Origin of the sequence: Mobilitalea sibirica (assembly GCF_015999265.1) — a bacterium.
GTDB lineage: Bacteria > Bacillota > Clostridia > Lachnospirales > Lachnospiraceae > Mobilitalea > Mobilitalea sibirica.
This window is the reverse complement of sequence record NZ_JAEAGR010000017.1, coordinates 97,937-117,372: the sequence shown is the minus strand read 5'-3', so window position 1 is coordinate 117,372 and position 19,436 is coordinate 97,937. Positions and strand designations below refer to the sequence as shown.

Sequence of the window (19,436 nt, the reverse complement as noted above, 5' to 3'; positions counted from 1 at the left end):
ATATGGCATAAAAAATAAATAATATCCGGTAGTGTGGCTCAAGTATACCGGAACGGTGGCTCATTTATTCCGGACGGGTGGCTCACCACCCACCGGAATAGTGGCTCCGCCACACCGGTATACGCATAGTTTTACCGGCATTTTTAATTGCCGAGATATAGACGGAATTGTTAATTTTATAAAGTAGTCCTAAGCATAATCTATGGCGTTCATCATTAAAAAGAAAATGTAACTCAATCAGAGTGTTCACCTGTATCTCACTTAACTTCATAATCACAGAGCAGGATATGTATTCTGGGTATCATGAAAGATACTATAATACCACAAAATATCGCAAACATAGCCTGCGCTCCCCCTTTTCTTATGTAAAATTAAATTCTGATCCTCGTTATTATATTGACAATTATTTCGTAATTATACCACATATTCCTTAATTCGACAACCTCATGCATAATCTTTCTATGTTTGTACAAAAAAATCCCAAAAATGCAGTCATGACATGGCTTCAGCCATTACTGCAAATCTGGGATTATATAATACATATAAAAACAATTACTCATATAAGTATTCGGCTTATTGTGGAACCTTTAAAAATGATATTAACTCAAATTCTTATTAGTCTTCCTCATCATAATCATCATCGTCGTCATCTTCATCATCGTCATCTTCATCGTCGTTGTCATCATCTTCATCATCTTCATCGTCTTCATCTTCATCATCTTCATCTTCATCATCTTTTTCTTCGTCTACATCTTTTTCTTTCCTTCTATTTCCCCTATCCTCATTATTTTTATCTTTTCCTCTACCTTCCCTATCATCTTCATCGTTCTCGTCATCACCTTCATCATCATCTTCATCATCATCGTTATCTATTGCATCTTTTTCTCTTTCAAGCCTTCTTTCTTCCAATTGCTTAGCTTTTTCAGCCTTTCTTTCGGCTTTTTCAGCTTCTCGTTCTGCTTTTCTTGCCGCACGTTCTGCTTCCCGCTCTGCTTTCTCTGCCGCACGTTCTGCTTCTCGTTCTGCTTTCTCTGCCGCACGTTCTGCTTCTCGTTCCGCTTTCTCTATCGCACGTTCTGCTTTTTCACGTGCTCTTTCGATTGCTTCTTCTAAGTCATCCTTATCTTCGTCGTCTTCATCGTCATCTTCATCGTCTTCATCGTCATCTTCATCGTCTTCGTCGTCATCTTCATCGTCTTCGTCATTCTCTACGTCATTATCATCCTGCTGCTCAGTTTCTTCGATCTCGCTTTCTTCTTCTGCTGCTTCTTCTGCTTCTTCGGCTGCTTCTTCTACTTCTTCAATATATTCTTCGATTGCTTCCATAATATCTTTAACTGGCTTATTAATCCATTCCTCTGTAACAATTATAGTAGAATCATCTGCCGCTTCCTGCAGAATCTGAATTAATTTTAGTTTACCAGGTGTAGTACCAAACTCAAGAGCTTCTTTTACATTCTCCTCTTCAACACTAAAAGTCTCTACTACTACGCTGTTACCCATTTCATTCGTCTTCTGTTCTACCGTTTGAGATAATTCCTTGGCTAATTCTTCCGCGATTACTGTGTTTTCACTGGAAGTTGCTATTACAAGACCGCCTTTGGTCTCATTATCAAAATACCCGACTTTTGATATCTGCTCAACCGTTTTAATAATTGCTTCTTTGATTGTTTTATTCTCTAAATCTTCAATATAAATATCCTGCAGTATTTCCTCACCATCATCATTTACTGCTTTAATACTAATTACACGATTAAAACGGTTCACAGTAAATTCGATCGAAGGATTGACATCTAAACTAACATATGTATATGGACTTGCATATACCAGTGTACCTACACCTATCATCATAAACACCGCAACTAATCCTGCAACTATGGATACTTTCATTTTAAGTTTTTTATTCATTTGCTCAGCTCTCCTCTTCAAAATATTAGTTTAATATAAAATTGATTTCATCTTATTATTAGATTTTAAATATTACTAAGCTTAATACTTATTTTCCTGTTTATATTTGTAAAAGAACCTTTGCATAAGCACATCAAACCACTTATGACAAACAAGATACGATACTCCGCGGAAAGTATCTTTATCGTGTTACTATATATATTCGTTATATTGATTTTAATTTTTGGGGTGAGTATGTAAGGTATATTTTTCCTTAGAAATTATATACGCCTAGTTCTGTGAAAGCTATATATAATATTGAAGCGTGATAATAGGAAGCTCTAAATATAGAGAAAATAAGAAAATTGAATAAGATTAACATCTCAGCATAGTGAAAAAAGCCATCATATGAATGTATCTGGTGGCTTTTTCGACTATGCTGAGTCGAAAAAAGGCTGCTGACCTTTAAGGTCAACAGCCTTTTATATCTAATGCAGTCGACGGGACTTGAACCCGTACGAGCGCAATGCTCACTAGATCCTTAGTCTAGCGCGTATGCCAATTCCGCCACGACTGCATCTATCGTTCACTTTTGTAGCGAACAATAGTGATTATATCATCCCTGTTATAGAAATGCAATACTTTTTTACTGAAAAACATCTGTATATTGCTTCCAAGTCTAGATTATTCACATACCATGATTTTATACTATAATTTCATTTAATTTCCTATTATATCAAATCCAATACATAAATTATTCAGAAGTCTTACCCTTCTTCTTTCTTCTCTGACAGGCATCAAAGGTATTTCGCATCGCGGGATTATTGATCATATTTCCACGGTAGTCGAATCTTGAGCCATGGCAAGGGCAGTCCCAGGTCTGCTCATTCTGGTTCCATTCCAGCTTACACCCAAGATGAGGACATTTTGTGGTAACAAAATAGTATTTATCCTCTTTATCCCGATAGACTCCGACTCGCTGTCCGTTGTAACGGATTACACCTGCTTTGCCACGATCAATATCCTTTAATCTGTCATGGGGAATTTTTAGATATTCCGAAAGCAAACTGATGGTAACGATCGCCGCATCCTTTACCAATACCCTGCTGCCGGATAGCATAAGCCTTCGGGGATTGAAAACTTTTCGGAAGGAATTCTCCTTTCCCGCAATTGCATCACTCAAGAGCATTGCTGATACCATGGAACTTGACATACCCCACTTATTAAAGCCTGTAGCAACATAAATGTGAGGGGTACGAACGGAGTACCTACCGATATAAGGGATAGAGTCCGGAGTGATACAATCCTGTGCCGACCAGGTATAGATAATTCTGGAGTCAGGATACCATCTTCTGGCTGCTCTCTCTATCTTTGCATAGGCATCCACCGGTTGGTATTTTCCTGTTCTATGACCTCCACTGCCAAGAATCAGATAATTTTTGTAATTACGCCAGGTAAAACCGTCCGGGTCTGCATCCAGATACATACCGTCAAGACAAGCCCTGTTGTCTGTCCTACAACCCTCCAGAGCAGTAAGATAATGCCGTTCCTGATGTAATCGGGCAAAATAATATCCCGGTACATTAATGAAGGGATAGTGGGTGGCTATAACAACTTTATCCGCTTTAACACTTCCCTGATCGGTTTTAATTAGGCCATTTTTGTGTATCTCTGTTACTTTCGTATTCTCATATATCGTAAGTTCCTTCGCTACTGCATCTAAAAACTTTAACGGATGAAACTGAGCCTGGTTATCAAAGCGTACTGCCGCCTTTACTTTAAAGGGCAGCATAGTTTCTTTCGTATACACCGCCGGTAACCCTACCCGTTGAGCCGCTTCAACCTCCTGCTTAATACGTAGTTCATTATCCAGAGTATAGATATAATTGGGAAGAACCTCAAAATCACAGTCTATCTGCAATAAATTAATGATCTGCTGGTATCTTAAAAGTGCCTGCTGGTTTGCCGTTGCATATTCCCAGGTTCTTTCTTCCCCTTTATACATCATTAGTTTTCGATAAATAAGACCATGCTGAGAGGTAATCTTTGCCGTGGTATTCTTAGTCATACCGCTACCGGTTTCCTTACACTCCAAAACAACCACATTAATACCCTGTTCCTGTAAAAAGTACGCAGTTAACACGCCTGCCAGCCCTGCTCCGATCACTGCCACCTCTGCTTTAATATCCTTATCTAATGAAGGTCTTGGCTTCTTTGTGACTTCTTTATCTTCATCCTTACCATATCGGTACTTCTTTTGTACCCAAAGGGATTCGCTTCGTTCCTTACCTTCCTCAAACGTCCCGTTTTCTTTCCATAAAATATCCATGTCAAATCACCTCAAGCCTATATTTACCAGAATGATCATAGATTATGCGGATTTAATTAATTTTCAGATGGAATTTGATTTGATTTTATATAGAAAGAAATCCGTTCTTTAAACGATTAAAGGAATAGCATCCGGCTTCGTAGTAATTAATACCCTTATTTACACTTTGAATATAAAAAATCTAAATTATTAGATTAAGAACATGTATCATATCATGTTTTCTCATTTTAACTATGATAAAACAGTTTATAAACAGTATTATATTAAGTCTGAATCATTCAAAAAAGGCGTCCATAACCAACAACTCTGTTGATTATCAAAACGCCTCATTTTTTAATAGTATAAAATTATTATAACTCTCCGTTTATATCTGTCTTTCTGTCTGCAAAAAAATAACTCCCCGAGTAGGGCTCGAACCTACAACCCCACGGTTAACAGCCGTGTGCTCTACCATTGAGCTATCGAGGAATACGTTAGTAATTTTAATACGTTGTCTATACGTTGTCAATACATTTTCCATAATTTTTATAAAATCTAATATCAGATAATCTGTAAATACATTAAATAGAAGACTGACCATAATAATATATCCATTGTGAGCTATATTATTCAAGTTTTATTACAACGAGGATAATTTTTTGTAAATGTAGCCTTCATAAATATGGTAAGGTTATGAAAGAGATTGTACCGATTGATAATACCAACCATACAAAATTAACTTGGGAGAACCAAGATTATGTGACGAATTATGAAATCTATTATTGTGATACAAAGAAAGACAGTATACCTTCTTAGATGATATTACAGATCTTTCTTATGTGACACCTCATACGACAGTCTATATCGCAGTCCGTGCTTGTATAGCCTATTATGAGCATAGATTTTATAGCCCTTATATCGTACTAAAGTTATAATAGATTCCGTGGAATTCCATGCGTCTATATTAGGACCTACAGATAATTCTAATGTTTTAAGCTTTTTATATAAACAAATTCCTGACTAAAACATGAAATTATCTTATAGTCTAGAACAGTGTCTATAAAACTGAGAAAAAAATGCATGGGAGATTGATAAATTTATATATTGAAATTAAATATGCAGTATGTTATAATCAAATTCGTTCCGTAAGGAAACAAGATAATTTCATACGCAGTTGTGGCGGAATTGGCATACGCGCTAGATTCAGGTTCTAGTCCGGGTTAACTGGGTAGGGGTTCAAGTCCCCTCAACTGCACTAAAAAATAAGTGGTTCATGACGCAAGTTATGGACCTCTTATATTTTAGTAAAGTGGGTGAATTGAGCTCCGATGGGGTTCTTACCTGAACACAGTTCAGGTTGTCCCCATCAATTGCACTTAAAAAAGAAGTAGCTAGTGACGTACATCAGTAGTTACTTCTTTTTTTGTAATGTATAACCTTAAGCCCAATTAATATTACTCTTTTCTCTTTCGATTACTATGCAAACTGTTTATACAATCTTCAATATCCTGTCTGGTACGGAAGCTGTCAGTATGTTTCATTACGTAATCTCTGGTATCAGAATCTAATTTGGATAGATAATCGTCTCGTTCATCATTTGTGAAAAATATACCTGGAGCAAACATATAACTGCTCATCGGTGCCATAATTGGACCTGTATTTATATTGCTTCCAAACATTGGATCCATAAGATTCACCTCCGAATTATAGTATCCGGATTTTGCTCAATTTACATTCATAAAAACATGTTAATATATCAAGCATCCATTTCATCAGATGAAAATGATTAACTTAAACTCTTTATAATGTCATCAATACTTTTCACCTGTTCCTTCGTAAGTGGACCAAATTCCATGGATTTCACATTTTCTTCGATTTGTTTTACCGTCTTAAATCCGGGAATAGGGAGGGTAACATCACTGACTGCCCAGAGCCAGGCAAGGGCTCCTTGTACTAGGGTTCTACCACCGCTTGTCAATATATCACGGATGGCATCTAATTTTCCTAATACCACTTTATTGGGCCTTCCATCTTTGAAGGCAGATTCTGCCCAAGTATGGCCTGCACCTCTGACATCATCCTTGGAGATAAAGGAATCTTTATTAAATTTTCCTGATAACAATCCCATAGCCAAAGGACTACGGTTAATACTTGCAAAGTTTTGCTCCTCACATAACTGTATCATCTTCGGATTATTTTCTACAACATTGCATTGATGTTGAATTGCACTGCAGTTTACTCTATCGGACATTAATTTTACTGCGTTTAAATTATCCGTACTCCATCCATAGGTTCTTATCTTACCCTTGGCAACCAACCGATCCAGAGTATCTGCAACGAAATCAACCTCAGAAAGTCCTATTTCACCGACATGCAGCTGATACAAATCAATATAGTCGGTTCTTAGGCGGCGTAGTGAAGCTTCGCAGGCTCTTTCAATATAGTCCGGGGTGATATTCGTTCCATGTAACGTTTTTGTCGCTTCGTTACCAAAGAAACCGAATTTCGTTGCTATAATTACCTCGTCTCTGCGACCTTCCAATGCTTCTCCAATTAACTGTTCACTATGTCCGATGCCGTAGGCATCTGCTGTGTCCAAAAAGTCTACACCTAAATCAAGCGCTGTATGAATTGCTTTTATAGACTCTTTATCATCCGTATTCCCATAGCCGTCTATTTTCCCGTCAAAATAAAACTGGCCTCCAATGGCCCAGCATCCCAGTCCCATAGGACTAACTTCAATTCCCGATCTTCCTAATACTCTTTTCTTCATGTTAAAAACCTCCTTAATTATTACAATTTTTATCTACCTATCGTTTGGTAGGTTTGAGAATATAAAATAAAAGGCATTTAGATACCTTTTATTCCAGACCATAGAACATCAAAACAATGCTCCATTTCATTAAAAGCTTCTTCTTTACTCATCAAATCTGAGGATAAGTCAATGCAAGTGATCAAATAGTAAAACGTAGTCGCCATATGCTGAGGATTCGAAGATCTTAGTTCTTTGTTTTTTATACCGTCCTCCATAATCCCAGTCAGGTTAGAGATAAAATCTTTCTTAGATTCCACTGTGGTTTTCACAACCTCTTCACTGATACTAGAAGGAGGTAAATAGTATACTCTGTTCCAGAATTCCATCTCAGGATTATTCAGATTATATTCTAAATAATTTTGATAGATAGCAATCAATTTATCTTTCGTAGATAGGTCCTTTGTATCAGCCATAATTTGTTTCATTTTTACTTGATATTTTGTTATAATGTTTTGAAATAACTCCTGAAAGATTTCTTCTTTGCTCTTAAAATGAAAATAGAGAGAAGCTTTATTAATACCCACCTCTGCTGCAATCTTCTCCATACGTGCACCTTCAAAGCCATGCTGAGCAAATTGTTTTAGTGCTGCTTGAAATATACGGTCCTTTGTAATAGATCCCTGCCCCATAAAAACTCCTTTATTTGTAGTATTGTATTGGTCTTAATCTTATCATGTGGTTTCTGAATTGTAATAGATTTCTAACTCCAAATAGCCTACCAAACGGTTGTTAAAATTATAATAAGGTATAATTTTGAAATTGTCAACCAGAATTTAACACTACTTTCGTTTATATACTTAAACCATTTATTAATGATCAATATTTCCTCATCTCATCTTCCCCGTCATCTTCCAGCTTTTCTATCTTTCTTATAACAACCTCATAAGAATAATTCTCATCCACTTTAACACTTACCTTATCCATTACCCGACGGCGCATTAATGCTTTACCAAGGGGGGAGTCCATACCAATCCTTCCCTTTAATGAATTCGATCTTACTGTCGTGACGATCTTAACTGTCTCTTCTTCTCCATCATCCGGATAATAGATGGTAACTGCATCATTTAATCCAACCTCATCTTGGTTAGATTCCTCCGATACAATCTGCGCTGTTTTAATCATCCTTTTCAAATATCTGATGCGGCTTTCATTTTCTCTTTGTGCTTTTTTTGCTGCTTTATACTCGAAATTCTCACTCAGATCCCCATGAGCCCTAGCTTCTTTTACATCTTTTAGTGTATCCGGACGAACCACCAGAATACGATGTTCAATCTCCTCTTCCATTCTCTTAACATCTTTTTGTGTTATTTTATCGTACATACTTATTCTCCTCTACTGTATCTATATTAATATTATGGTATTGTATAATTACGACTTAAAACTATTGACCTTATAAAAAATTATACAATATTATCCTTTTCTTATCAACCGAAGCATCGTTCTAATTTTTACTTTACTTATTGCTTAACTTATGGTTTTACATTTTACTGTAAGATAAAATGCACCATATGACTGCATCCTTAAGACTACTTTTTATATGAAATAAAGTAAGTAACATAACCTTGTAATTTCAATGTCTTAACCTTATAATATCAACATCATTTATAGACCCTGTTACATAATAGTGTTATAATTACTCTGTTTCTATGATATAACTTATAATCATATGCAATAACTTTAGATACCAATATATTAATAAGCAATACCTTTAACTACCAGTACAATTACCTCCGATAAACATTGACCTAACCCACCGGAAAGAAGGAACCTTATGGATGCACAAAATCTGATTGAGTTATTAAAATTAAATCCAAATGCAATCATCAATATAGAGAACCCCACCGATGAGATGAAGTTAATTGCCATTAAGAAAAATGGTCTATTACTGGAACATATCGAAAATCCCTCTTTAGAAATGCAGGAACTAGCCCTTGATAATAATACTCGAGCAATCAAATTTATTCCTAATCCCACAGAAGCTATGATGATAAAAGCAGTGAATGGCGGGTGGAATAACTTAGAGTATATTCATAATCCAACGGATTCGGTCATTAAATTAGCTCTTAGTCAAGCCGGCTGGGCTATCAAATATGTGGCAAATCCCAGTGAAGAACTACAATTATTAGCTGTAAGAAAGCATTATGATGCAATTAAGTTTATAGAAGATCCCTACGAAAGTGTGCAGGAAGAGGCAGTAAGTATCAGTTATGATGCCTTAAGATTTATTAACTCCCCCTCCCATAATGCAGAACTGATTGCGATTAAGAAAAATGAAGCGGCGATTAAATTTATTGAAGACATAGATAAAGATAAAATATTAGAGTTTTTGAAAATTAACATATTAGTACTTAAATATGTTATAAATGACATATCAAAAGAAGAATTAGAAGAAGTATTAAAAGACGTATTATCACAGGAAGATGTAGAAGAAACATACGTTAGAAATTTTATTAATTACAGTACCATAAATAATAGTGCTATCAATCATGTAGATAAACTAAGGTTTCTTCACAAATACGGTAGTAAAAAGGCAAAGAAAATTGCTGTAGACGAAAAACTGAAGATGAGGTAGGAGCGTGACAAGATGAATTTTATAGACACACTAAAAAGTGTAGACTTGGTACTATCGACAGGGGAAGTACCTTTAATTGTAGGTGAAAGCGGAATCGGAAAAACAGCTTTAGCCAAAGAGCTTGCGAGGGAAAATGATTGGAGTTTAATCGTTATTGACGGCAACCTCTTAAAAGAAGGTGAAATCGGCGGACTTCCAACGATAGATTCTTATATAAAAAAGAAAGGAAATGGAGATACAACTTCTAAGAAAACGACTGTTTATGCAGTGCATCATAAGTTAAGAAAAATTGACGATGAGATATCCAAGGGAAAAACCGTCTTATTATTTATCGATGAAATCAATCGATGTGAACATACCGTGCAGCAGGAACTAATGAATCTAATTCTAAATAGAGAAATTAATGGTTATCAGTTAGATGAAGGTGTCAAGATAATCGCCGCCATGAATCCCTCCGGGAAATACAGCTCGGAGTTTGATTATCAGGTAGTGGATATGGATGCGGCCCAGGAAAATCGTTTTGTGTGGTTATATATGGAACCCGACTACATCCAGTGGATCGAATGGGCCATCGATGTAGGAATTGATCAGAAGGTAATTGAATTTATCTCAACCTTCCCGGAGTATCTGCATAAGAAAAACGAAGGTGATGTTCGTGCCACACCAAGAAGCTATGAAAGAATATCAAAAATATATAAAGAATTTAAGAAAAAGGAAGCTTCCATACCCCGATCCGTATTTTTGAATGTCTTACAAGGAAATGTCGGTAAATTGATTGCGCAGGAGTTTATTAGCTTTATTGAATCCGATTATAGTCCTATGATTTCTTATGAGGATATTTTTACAAAGGATTCTCTTTCCCAAACGCTGATAGAAAGAATACAAAACGAAAGTCATACAAGACTTTATCTATCTGCTAAGAATATATTAAAATTCTTAGAAATGAATTTAAACAACACACAGGAAGCTGATTTTTATGTGGACCGATTGATTGAATTATTAAAAATTTATCCCGTAGATTTAAGGGTTGGAATTATGAAAGACATGAAAAACAGCTATTCTAAAACCTATCAACACGCGATTGAAAATGAAGCTTTTGTAAATTTATATTTTGACTCCTATGCTTTCACCCGTGATTAGCCTGCTTTCAGAATACTTACAGGATTTGATATAATACCAAGCGGTATTATGGAGGTTACTATATGAAAACTAATTTTGATATCCAAGTTAAAGAACTTCTCGATAAAGCTTATGAATTTATTAATTCCTATAGAAATGAAAATTATCTAAAGGAAAATACCAAAATATCCATACCAAAAGATTATAAAAAAGCCTTTTTTGGCCTTGTAGATAAGGTGGCTGCAAGCCTTATGGAGGATAATGATAATTTTTATGGATATTTTCTGTTTCAGATGACAAGAGAAATTAGATTTGATATCAGCGGACCTACTGCCGTTAATTTTCAAGGAGCTAACTATACAATAAATTTTAATCCCATCATTTTCTTAAATCTAAATCTCAGACAAATGGAAAGTTCCATCAAACACGAAATATTACACATATTATCCATGCATCTCATTCGAACAAAACAATTAAAAGGCCGATATAGTAGGTTAGCCGTTAATATGGCAATGGATCTCGTTGTAAATCAATACCTGAAATACCTTCCACCCTATGCTACTACTTTGGAATGGGTAAATGTAAACTACGGTTTAAAACTGGAGCCTTATGCATCCTTTGAATATTATGTGGAGACATTACAAACCGCGATTGATTTATTAGAGCATGATAAGGATGCCCCTCATGACAATGATAGTATTGCTGATACGATAGAAACCGAGTATAGTGCTGAGAAAACCCATGATATATGGGAAGACACTAGCGACATAGATCAAAAAACACTACAGGACTTTACAGAGAAAGTCATAGCTCTTTCAGAAAAAGGTGAACTTCCAACATATATAAAAAATATGATCTCCTCTCTAAAAAACAGTAAGGAAGAGTTGCCTTGGAATCTATATCTGAATCGTTTGATGGGTTCAGTTGAAAGTACCATAAAGAAGACCATAACGAGAAGAAACCGAAGGCAACCGGATCGTCTGGAGCTAAGAGGTCAGCTAAGAAATCACAAAGCTAACATTATTGTAGCTCTTGACATAAGCGGAAGTATTAGCGATGAAGAATTTAAGCAAGCAATGAAAGAAGTCCTAGCGATCGTTAAAAATTATAACCATGAAATCACCGTAATCGAGTGTGATGATCAAATCAGACGAATATATCCGGTGAAATCAATCCATGATTTAAAAGAAAGAATGAATACCAGAGGAAGTACCCTGTTTACCCCTGTATTTGAATATGCAAATCATCATCAGGTTAATTTGTTAGTTTATTTTACGGACGGTAAAGGGGAAGATAAGCTTAAGGTGGTACCCCGGGGATATCATATTTTATGGATAATCTCCGGCAGGGGTGATAAGCTATCATTAATTGAGCCTTACGGAGTCGTAAAAAAGCTTAGTTCTATTGAAGTCAAAGATAATATACTGGATTACACCGATGTTGATAGAGGTGGTTTTTCCATGCAAAATCATGAAAATATGATATAATGTACTTTGAACTTAAGCTGTATTATTTTATATTTGTACTATAATGGTACGGTTTCATATATGTTGTTAAAATGTTAGTATAATTGTAATAAATTTTGTGAGGTAGCACTATGTCTAACAAAGGAACAATCCTGATTGATCTATGGAAAAACGTCAATGATCTTTCTGTTAAGGCTCAATTTTTTTTCAGCACAAAAACACAAAAAGATCTAATATTTTATATAGCAGATGGTTTTACCATAGATAAAATCACCGTAGATGAACAAACAATCGAATATAATGTGTCTCAGGAAGCACTTGAATTTCGTGCTGCAACAAAGAAAATCCATATCACTCATCAAGGCTTCAAAAATTTGACTGTCGTTTATCATGGAAATATGAACGGATGGCACACCTTGTATGAAGAAGATATTCTTGCTGTAAATTACTATACCGCTTGGTATCCGACTGACGTATCATACGATATGGATTATCTGGTTAAGATACATCTGGATCATACCTATTTTGTCGTCAACGGCGAGTATGACAGCGATGAAAAAGTATGGTATTATAAACCCCTTGATTTCGATGTGAATATCCTTGCTTTGAAAAATTATGAGCTGATACAAAGTGAAAATGTTTCATTATATTACTTTGATAAAGCAAATCTTCCCTTTGCCTTACCTTATTTTGAAAATTATAACCATATCATTGATTACTATACAGCATTATACGGTCATAATAAAACGGGCAAAACAAATATTGTGATATTACCAAAAGGCAACAAATATGATGGATATCTTAGAAAATCGCTTATTGTCTTTGGTGGTATCCGAGAGGATTATGATAGTATCGTTCATTTGCTGGCCCATGAGTTAGCCCATGCTTGGTGTTCAGGAGCAAAAGCAGATACTTGGGAAGATTGGATGAACGAAACTTTTGCCGAATGGTCCGCTCTTTTATATGAGCTTGAAATCACCGGCAATACAATTAAATTTGACAAAATTATAGCTGATAAAGAAAAATCCTTCCCCACTCTCAAACCTGTAAAAACAGAGGATAATAGACGTCCGGAGGGCGTACACGATAACGGAGTTTTACATTTGCATAAATTATTTTGTACCTATGGAGTCGATGCAATAAAAACGATTTTAAAGACATTTGATTCTCTTCCCCATAAGACTACCGATAATTTAATTCAGAAGCTAAAAGAAAATGAGGATACGATAGTAGCAAATTATATCTCTAATATGCTTACATAAAAACCAAATCATAAACAATACACAATGAATCCGCTCATATATAATGGTGCGTATTCATTGTTTTAATTTCCCCAGTTTTAGATTTATATATTATCAACCTTCTGGCTTTTATACAACAATGGTATAATACTATTAGCATGAAATAAAAGAAAGTTAGGAGATATCTATATGAAAGTAGTAATTGCAATTGATTCCCTAAAGGGTAGCTTATCCTCAATGGAAGCCGGAAAAGCCATATCCGAGGGTATCTTAGACGTTATGGATGCGTATGTAGTCGTAAAGCCTCTGGCTGATGGTGGAGAAGGAACCGTCGATGCTTTGCTTGCCGGAATGGGAGGTAAACAGATCGAACTTGAAGTAACTGGTCCCTTAGGTGATAAAATCACCTGTACTTATGGGATATTAGATGATATATCAAAGGCTGAGTCCTCCCATAGGTTGTCAGGCAAAACTGCAATTATCGAGATGGCAGCGGCTGCCGGAATTAAATTGGTTCCAAATCATCTCTTAAATCCAATGAACACTACTACCTACGGTGTAGGAGAAATCATCAAGGATGCTATTTATCGCGGCTGTAGAGATTTTATCATCGGCATTGGGGGTAGTTCAACCAATGATGGCGGAATCGGTATGCTGCAGGCTCTTGGTTATGAATTTTATGACACAACCGGTAACCTTGTCGGTATTCAAGGAAGGGAACTAACGAAAATAGTTGGATTAAGTACCGAAGGAGCCCTAAAGGAACTAAAAGAATGTCGCTTTAAAATTGCCTGCGATGTGAATAATCCACTCTGCGGACCGCTTGGAGCCTCCCATATCTTTGGGCCTCAAAAAGGGGCAACCCCTGAGATAATTGAAGTACTGGATGCAGGTCTAAGAAACTATTCTGATGTGGTGAAAAATGCCTTAGGTAAAGATACTGCTGCCATACCCGGAACCGGTGCCGCCGGAGGTCTGGGTTATGCTTTTCTGACCTTTTTAAATGCCACTTTAGAATCCGGTATCAGTATTATACTAAAGGAAATAAAGCTCGAAGAAGATATTCTGGATGCAGATTATGTAATTACCGGAGAAGGAAAGTTGGATTCTCAAACTGCGATGGGTAAAGCCCCAATTGGTGTTGCAAGGTTGGCAAAAAAACATGGTAAGAAGGTAATTGCCTTTGCCGGAGGAACCACTGAGGATGCCGTAGAATGCAACAACGAAGGGATCGATGCTTATTTTTCTATTCTACAACTACCAATGACGGTGGAAGAAGCCATGGAATATGAAGTTGCCAAAAAGAACCTTAGGTCAAGGGCAGCCCAGGTGTTTCGACTCATTAAGGCAGTACAATCATAATTTCACTTTTCAGATTTTTAATCTACTCTTATATACAAAACATTACTTTAGTAAGCCCATTGTAAAAAAAGAGGGTATCCTAGTATGATTTTAATTCTCATGAAAGGATACCCTCCTGTTTTATATTTTCTTTAATCTAAAACGACTTCATATTTACCCAGTTCATTCTCCATCAGTTGATTTGAAAGTTCTAAGGCTTCTTCTCTGTTACTTGCAGGCGCAGATATCATATAACCATCACCACTGCTCCAGCTACCCCTTTCACCATTATCATCTATACCCAATATACTGATTGTAAAGCCTTCCTTTATAGCCTTGGAATACAAGGTTCCATAGGTTACATAATCCTGTGTATCCTTATCAAAGTAGCGAATTATTCCTATCCCATCCTTTGATTGCAAGATAAGACTTTTTTCTAGTATCTGATTTCCTAGCTGTAGCGTACCTGTAAACTTAGCTCCCTCTCCTAAACTATTCTCCAGGTAACCCTCCAATTTCACTGTTATCTTCTCCGAAAATGTGCTGTCTCCTAACTTATAATAAATCCCGTTATATTCCTCATATATCTCTCTGGGATAGATATAAAAGAAATAGGACGCTATTAGAAGTAAAATTAAAACTATAATGATACGTAGCACGTTTTTTCTTTTCATAAACAATCCTCCAATCAGCTGTATCTCTCTACTTACTTATGTAATTCGGCATAGTATTTTAATTAAATAAGACTATCATATGAAATTCAGCTTTATCTATCTATATTAACGAATTATTTTAAGAAAAGATTACAGTTTAAATTAATAATTTTTAACAGATACTCGTTTGATTGATTTAAATAAAAAACCGAAAGCTTTGTTTTTATGATATAATAGAAACAGCTTATCCTACAACCTTATATAGAAGGGAATTAACATGAAATTTAATTATGACATTCGTTTTGGCACATTTCTAAGAAGGCCAAACCGCTTTATTGCACATATAGATTTAGACGGTACAGAGGTGATCTGCCATGTCCCAAATACAGGACGACTAAGAGAGCTTTTAATTCCGGGCGCTCAGGTTATGCTATCACACCACCCCTCACCTGTAAGAAAAACACAGTTCGAACTTCGTATGGTACGAAAGGAGGAAAATTGGATCTCCATTGACTCGCAGTTACCTAATACCTTAGCTTATGAGGCGATTGTTCATGAGGTCATCGAAGAGTTAAAAGGTTATACCACAATAAAAAGAGAGGTTAATTACCAAAACAGCCGTTTTGATCTTCAACTCATTAAAGAGGACCCCTGTTTATCTGATGCGGATAATGATGTCCATACTAGGAATAAGAACAGTAGTCATAACCAGAAACTTATTCAAACGAGGAACAACATCTGCTTTGTTGAAATTAAAAATGTAACTTTAGAAACAGACGGTTGGAGTTATTTCCCGGATGCCCCAACAGAGCGGGGACGAAAACATATCGACGAATTAATACATGCCGTTCGACATGGTTATCGCGGTGTGCTTTTGTTCGTAGTACAGGTGGAAAATGCCCGAGGCTTTACACCTAATTCCACAACAGATCCCGCCTTTTCTGAGAAAGTAAAATCCGCTTATGAAGCAGGAGTGGACGTGTTAGCATATCGCTGCACTGTCTCGACACAAGAGGTTACTATTATAGATAAAATTCCGGTTAAACTATAACCGGAATTTTTTGAGGATATTTCATTTCGATTTTATAAGCTAAAGCCATCTTACTCCTTATAATTTTTATCCTATTCCAAACATTGAGCTAATTCATCCATATCAAGTATCTTAAAGCTATGCCCGTAATAGTCAATTAACCCCTCCTCCTTCATTCTTGCCAGTTCTCTGCACATGGAGGTACGGGATACATTAAGATAGTCAGCCATCTGTGTCCGATTTAAGATAATATGAAACGTATTACTTTTTCTTTCCAAGGATTCATTGATTAGAAAACTGGCAATTTTCTCTCTCATTCCCTTTAAGGTCAGTAGCTCCAGTTTTCGATTTAAATTAAAGTTCTTTTCTCCCAGAATAATCATCATATTTTGAATCAGACTAATATGAAACCCACAGACATTACCGCAGGACATGATAATCCTTTCGTAGGGAATGAATAAAATCTCCGCATCTTCTTTTACCTGAACTGTCACCGGTGATATCCGCTTCGCGGTACAGACAATTCCTTCCGCGAACATACCGGAGGGTTCTATAAAAGCCAGAATATGTTTGTTGCCTGCCAGGTTTTCTTTCATAATCTCTACGACCCCTGAAAGTACGATTCCAATATGGTTAATTACATCTCCTGCAAAGAATACATATTCCTCTTCCTTATACTTTCTCACCTGCGTGCCCAAACATTGCAGCAGATGTTCATAATTCATATCTTCTATATTGCGAAACAAAACGCATTTTCTTAATACCGGATAATGTTTTTCCATAGTTAATCCCTCCTATTCAGTCTATAACTCATTACAAATCAATCTATAGCATTAAAATCTCTACTTAACACATTTTGATCTTTTATTAAAACATTGATTTCTTTTCTTTTATTTATTTCAGAATGCCTTTCTTTGTACATAAAAAATCAAACAAGTATTCCTAGACGTTTTTATTTGAGAACTTCTTGCTTCGAGAAGCTATTTATACTAAGAGATTTTCTATAGTTAAATATTTTTTTAATTTGTAGCCACAGCTACATTTTTTTATTGATATCTGTATTATACTCACCTTGTAAACGAGATGTCAACGAAAAAGACATTTCTAATAACGAATTAAAGGAGAGTTTAAGAATGGAAAATAAGATGTTTTGTTATCAATGTCAGGAAACAGCAGGCTGCACCGGATGTACCCAGTTTGGTGTATGCGGTAAAACCCCGGATTTATCAAGAATGCAGGATTTATTAGTTTATGTTACGAAGGGGCTTAGTGCCGTTACTACCGCTCTTAGAGCACAGGGAGAAGAAATCTCTGCTAATGTAAATCATTATATTACGATAAATTTATTTTCTACGATTACGAATGCCAACTTTGATGATGAAGTTTTCTATAAAAGAGTATTTGAAACATTAGCTCTTAAGAATGGTTTATTAAATAAAGTCGCTGACACTTCTAAGCTTCCCGAAGCTGCCCTTTGGACTGCAACCACCAGAGATGAACTGGATCAAAAATCCTCTACTGTAGGTGTTCTTACAACAGAAAATGAAGATGTAAGAAGTCTAAGAGAACTTATTGTTTACGGTTTAAAGGGTCTTGCAGCTTATATGAAGCATGCCAATGAGTTAAGCTATGACAACGCTGATGTAAGCGCATTTATGCAGAAGGCTTTAGCTGCAACCTTAGATGATACCTTAAGTGTTAATGATCTAATTGCTCTAACCCTAGAGACCGGTAAAACCGGTGTAGACGGAATGGCACTGCTTGATGCTGCCAATACAGGTACTTATGGTAATCCTGAAATCACTAAGGTTAACATTGGTGTAGGTAACAGACCCGGTATCTTAATCTCCGGTCATGACTTAAAGGATTTAGAGCAATTACTTGAGCAAACCGAAGGAACCGGTGTAGATGTATATACCCACTCTGAAATGCTACCCGCTCACTACTATCCTTCCTTCAAAAAATACAGCCACTTCGTAGGTAACTACGGTAACGCATGGTGGAAACAGAAAGAAGAATTTGAAAGCTTTAACGGACCGATCCTTATGACAACTAACTGTGTGGTTCCTCCAGCAGCTTCTTATAAGAATAGATTATTTACAACAGGTGCAACCGGAATTACCGGATGTGTACACATTGAAAGAGATGAGAACGGTCACAAAGACTTCTCACAGATTATTGAACTGGCGAAAACCTGCGAAGCTCCGAAAGAGATTGAAAAAGGTGAAATCATCGGTGGATTTGCTCACAATCAGGTTCTTGCGTTAGCAGACAAGGTTGTTGACGCTGTAAAATCCGGTGCAATCCGTAAATTCTTTGTTATGGCCGGTTGCGATGGCCGTCAGAAGGCAAGAAACTACTATACTGATTTTGCGAAAGCTCTTCCGCAAGATACCGTTATCTTAACTGCAGGTTGTGCAAAGTATAAATATAATAAATTAGAGTTAGGGGATATCGGTGGTATTCCGAGAGTTCTGGATGCAGGACAATGTAATGACTCTTACTCCTTAGCATTAATTGCGCTGAAATTAAAGGAAGTATTCGAGCTTCAGGATATCAATGAACTTCCGATTGCATTTAACATTGCATGGTATGAGCAAAAAGCCGTTATCGTATTACTTTCCCTACTTTACTTAGGAGTTAAAAACATTCACTTAGGACCGACATTACCGGCATTCCTTTCCCCGAATGTTGCCAAAGTATTGGTTGAAAACTTCGGAATTGCAGGTATTGGTACCGTAGAAGACGATATTAAGTTATTTTTAGAATAATTCCTTCGAATAACGGTAATTCTAGTTTCAGAAACAACGTATTTATATAGATGTTTCAAGAATAATAGCAGTAACTGACATCTGCTTTACAGACTAATCCTTGACTAGTTTTTAGACTAATCTCAGACATGACACCAACTAGTTTTTAACCGGCTTAGTGACTATGCTTTGACTAATTTATCGCTAATCTTAGGCTAGTTTTTGACTAATCATTACTGATTGATGGACTAATC

At 36.2% G+C, this 19,436-nt stretch carries 16 protein-coding genes, 3 tRNA genes and 1 pseudogene; 9 read left to right on the top strand and 11 right to left on the bottom strand.

Annotated elements, in window-relative coordinates:
- Positions 1 to 82 precede the first annotated feature (82 nt).
- The 5 genes and pseudogenes from I5677_RS14805 to I5677_RS14785 form a co-directional block, all read right to left on the bottom strand.
- Positions 83 to 271, bottom strand: a complete 189-nt coding sequence (locus I5677_RS14805; RefSeq protein WP_197662420.1) for a hypothetical protein — start codon at positions 269 to 271, stop codon at positions 83 to 85.
- Between the two features lie 1,142 nt (positions 272 to 1,413).
- A pseudogene (locus I5677_RS17575) lies at positions 1,414 to 1,848 on the bottom strand (anti-sigma-I factor RsgI family protein); the annotation flags it as partial.
- 531 nt (positions 1,849 to 2,379) lie between these two features.
- Positions 2,380 to 2,464 (bottom strand) — tRNA-Leu (locus tag I5677_RS14795).
- A gap of 177 nt (positions 2,465 to 2,641) precedes the next feature.
- Positions 2,642 to 4,216, bottom strand: coding sequence for an FAD-dependent oxidoreductase (locus I5677_RS14790; RefSeq protein ID WP_197662418.1), 1,575 nt, complete (start codon positions 4,214 to 4,216; stop codon positions 2,642 to 2,644).
- Between the two features lie 396 nt (positions 4,217 to 4,612).
- Positions 4,613 to 4,684: transfer RNA gene (locus I5677_RS14785), tRNA-Asn, on the bottom strand.
- A 204-nt stretch (positions 4,685 to 4,888) separates the two neighbouring features.
- Between I5677_RS14785 and I5677_RS17370 the strand changes: the two genes are divergently transcribed.
- Together I5677_RS17370 and I5677_RS14780 are read left to right on the top strand one after the other, a co-directional pair.
- Positions 4,889 to 5,011, top strand: a complete 123-nt coding sequence (locus I5677_RS17370; RefSeq protein WP_279380769.1) for a hypothetical protein — start codon at positions 4,889 to 4,891, stop codon at positions 5,009 to 5,011.
- A 354-nt stretch (positions 5,012 to 5,365) separates the two neighbouring features.
- Positions 5,366 to 5,450, top strand: a tRNA-Leu gene (locus I5677_RS14780).
- 199 nt (positions 5,451 to 5,649) lie between these two features.
- On the opposite strand, the gene I5677_RS14775 is transcribed toward I5677_RS14780, so the two are convergent.
- From I5677_RS14775 to I5677_RS14760, 4 genes are all read right to left on the bottom strand, one after another.
- Positions 5,650 to 5,883, bottom strand: coding sequence for a hypothetical protein (locus I5677_RS14775; protein ID WP_197662417.1), 234 nt, complete (start codon positions 5,881 to 5,883; stop codon positions 5,650 to 5,652).
- Between the two features lie 98 nt (positions 5,884 to 5,981).
- On the bottom strand, positions 5,982 to 6,968 hold the full coding sequence (locus I5677_RS14770) for an aldo/keto reductase (protein ID WP_197662416.1): 987 nt from the start codon (positions 6,966 to 6,968) through the stop codon (positions 5,982 to 5,984).
- Positions 6,969 to 7,045: 77 nt separating this feature from the next.
- A complete protein-coding gene (locus I5677_RS14765; RefSeq protein ID WP_197662415.1) occupies positions 7,046 to 7,639 on the bottom strand; it encodes a TetR/AcrR family transcriptional regulator in 594 nt (197 codons plus the stop codon).
- Between the two features lie 187 nt (positions 7,640 to 7,826).
- The gene (locus I5677_RS14760; RefSeq protein WP_197662414.1) at positions 7,827 to 8,330 is read right to left on the bottom strand and encodes a GreA/GreB family elongation factor; all 504 of its coding nucleotides are present in this window, start codon (positions 8,328 to 8,330) and stop codon (positions 7,827 to 7,829) included.
- A 451-nt stretch (positions 8,331 to 8,781) separates the two neighbouring features.
- Between I5677_RS14760 and I5677_RS14755 the strand changes: the two genes are divergently transcribed.
- The 5 genes from I5677_RS14755 to I5677_RS14735 all read left to right on the top strand — a co-directional run bounded on the left by I5677_RS14755 (position 8,782) and on the right by I5677_RS14735 (position 14,770).
- The gene (locus tag I5677_RS14755) at positions 8,782 to 9,582 is read left to right on the top strand and encodes a hypothetical protein (protein ID WP_197662413.1); all 801 of its coding nucleotides are present in this window, start codon (positions 8,782 to 8,784) and stop codon (positions 9,580 to 9,582) included.
- Between the two features lie 12 nt (positions 9,583 to 9,594).
- Positions 9,595 to 10,722, top strand: coding sequence for an ATP-binding protein (locus tag I5677_RS14750; protein ID WP_197662412.1), 1,128 nt, complete (start codon positions 9,595 to 9,597; stop codon positions 10,720 to 10,722).
- A 62-nt stretch (positions 10,723 to 10,784) separates the two neighbouring features.
- Positions 10,785 to 12,188 carry a vWA domain-containing protein gene (locus I5677_RS14745; protein WP_197662411.1) on the top strand — a complete coding sequence of 468 codons (1,404 nt, stop codon included), beginning with the start codon at positions 10,785 to 10,787 and terminating at the stop codon, positions 12,186 to 12,188.
- A 110-nt stretch (positions 12,189 to 12,298) separates the two neighbouring features.
- Positions 12,299 to 13,429: a M1 aminopeptidase family protein gene (locus tag I5677_RS14740; RefSeq protein ID WP_197662410.1), complete on the top strand. Its 1,131-nt coding sequence runs from the start codon at positions 12,299 to 12,301 to the stop codon at positions 13,427 to 13,429.
- A gap of 168 nt (positions 13,430 to 13,597) precedes the next feature.
- On the top strand, positions 13,598 to 14,770 hold the full coding sequence (locus tag I5677_RS14735) for a glycerate kinase (RefSeq protein WP_197662409.1): 1,173 nt from the start codon (positions 13,598 to 13,600) through the stop codon (positions 14,768 to 14,770).
- Positions 14,771 to 14,901: 131 nt separating this feature from the next.
- On the opposite strand, the gene I5677_RS14730 is transcribed toward I5677_RS14735, so the two are convergent.
- Complete coding sequence (locus I5677_RS14730) at positions 14,902 to 15,423, bottom strand: hypothetical protein (protein WP_197662408.1); 522 nt, start codon at positions 15,421 to 15,423, stop codon at positions 14,902 to 14,904.
- Between the two features lie 256 nt (positions 15,424 to 15,679).
- Here I5677_RS14730 and I5677_RS14725 point away from each other — a divergent pair, with 256 nt between their 5' ends.
- Positions 15,680 to 16,453 (top strand): DNA/RNA nuclease SfsA, encoded by a 774-nt coding sequence (locus tag I5677_RS14725; protein WP_197662407.1) that lies wholly within the window; start codon positions 15,680 to 15,682, stop codon positions 16,451 to 16,453.
- Between the two features lie 71 nt (positions 16,454 to 16,524).
- Here I5677_RS14725 and I5677_RS14720 read toward each other — a convergent pair whose 3' ends face one another.
- Entirely contained in the window at positions 16,525 to 17,214 is a 690-nt protein-coding gene (locus I5677_RS14720; protein WP_197662406.1) for a Crp/Fnr family transcriptional regulator, read from the bottom strand.
- Between the two features lie 351 nt (positions 17,215 to 17,565).
- On the opposite strand from I5677_RS14720, the gene hcp reads away from it, so the two are divergent.
- Positions 17,566 to 19,203: a hydroxylamine reductase gene (hcp, locus tag I5677_RS14715; RefSeq protein ID WP_197662405.1), complete on the top strand. Its 1,638-nt coding sequence runs from the start codon at positions 17,566 to 17,568 to the stop codon at positions 19,201 to 19,203.
- Positions 19,204 to 19,436: the final 233 nt, after the last annotated feature.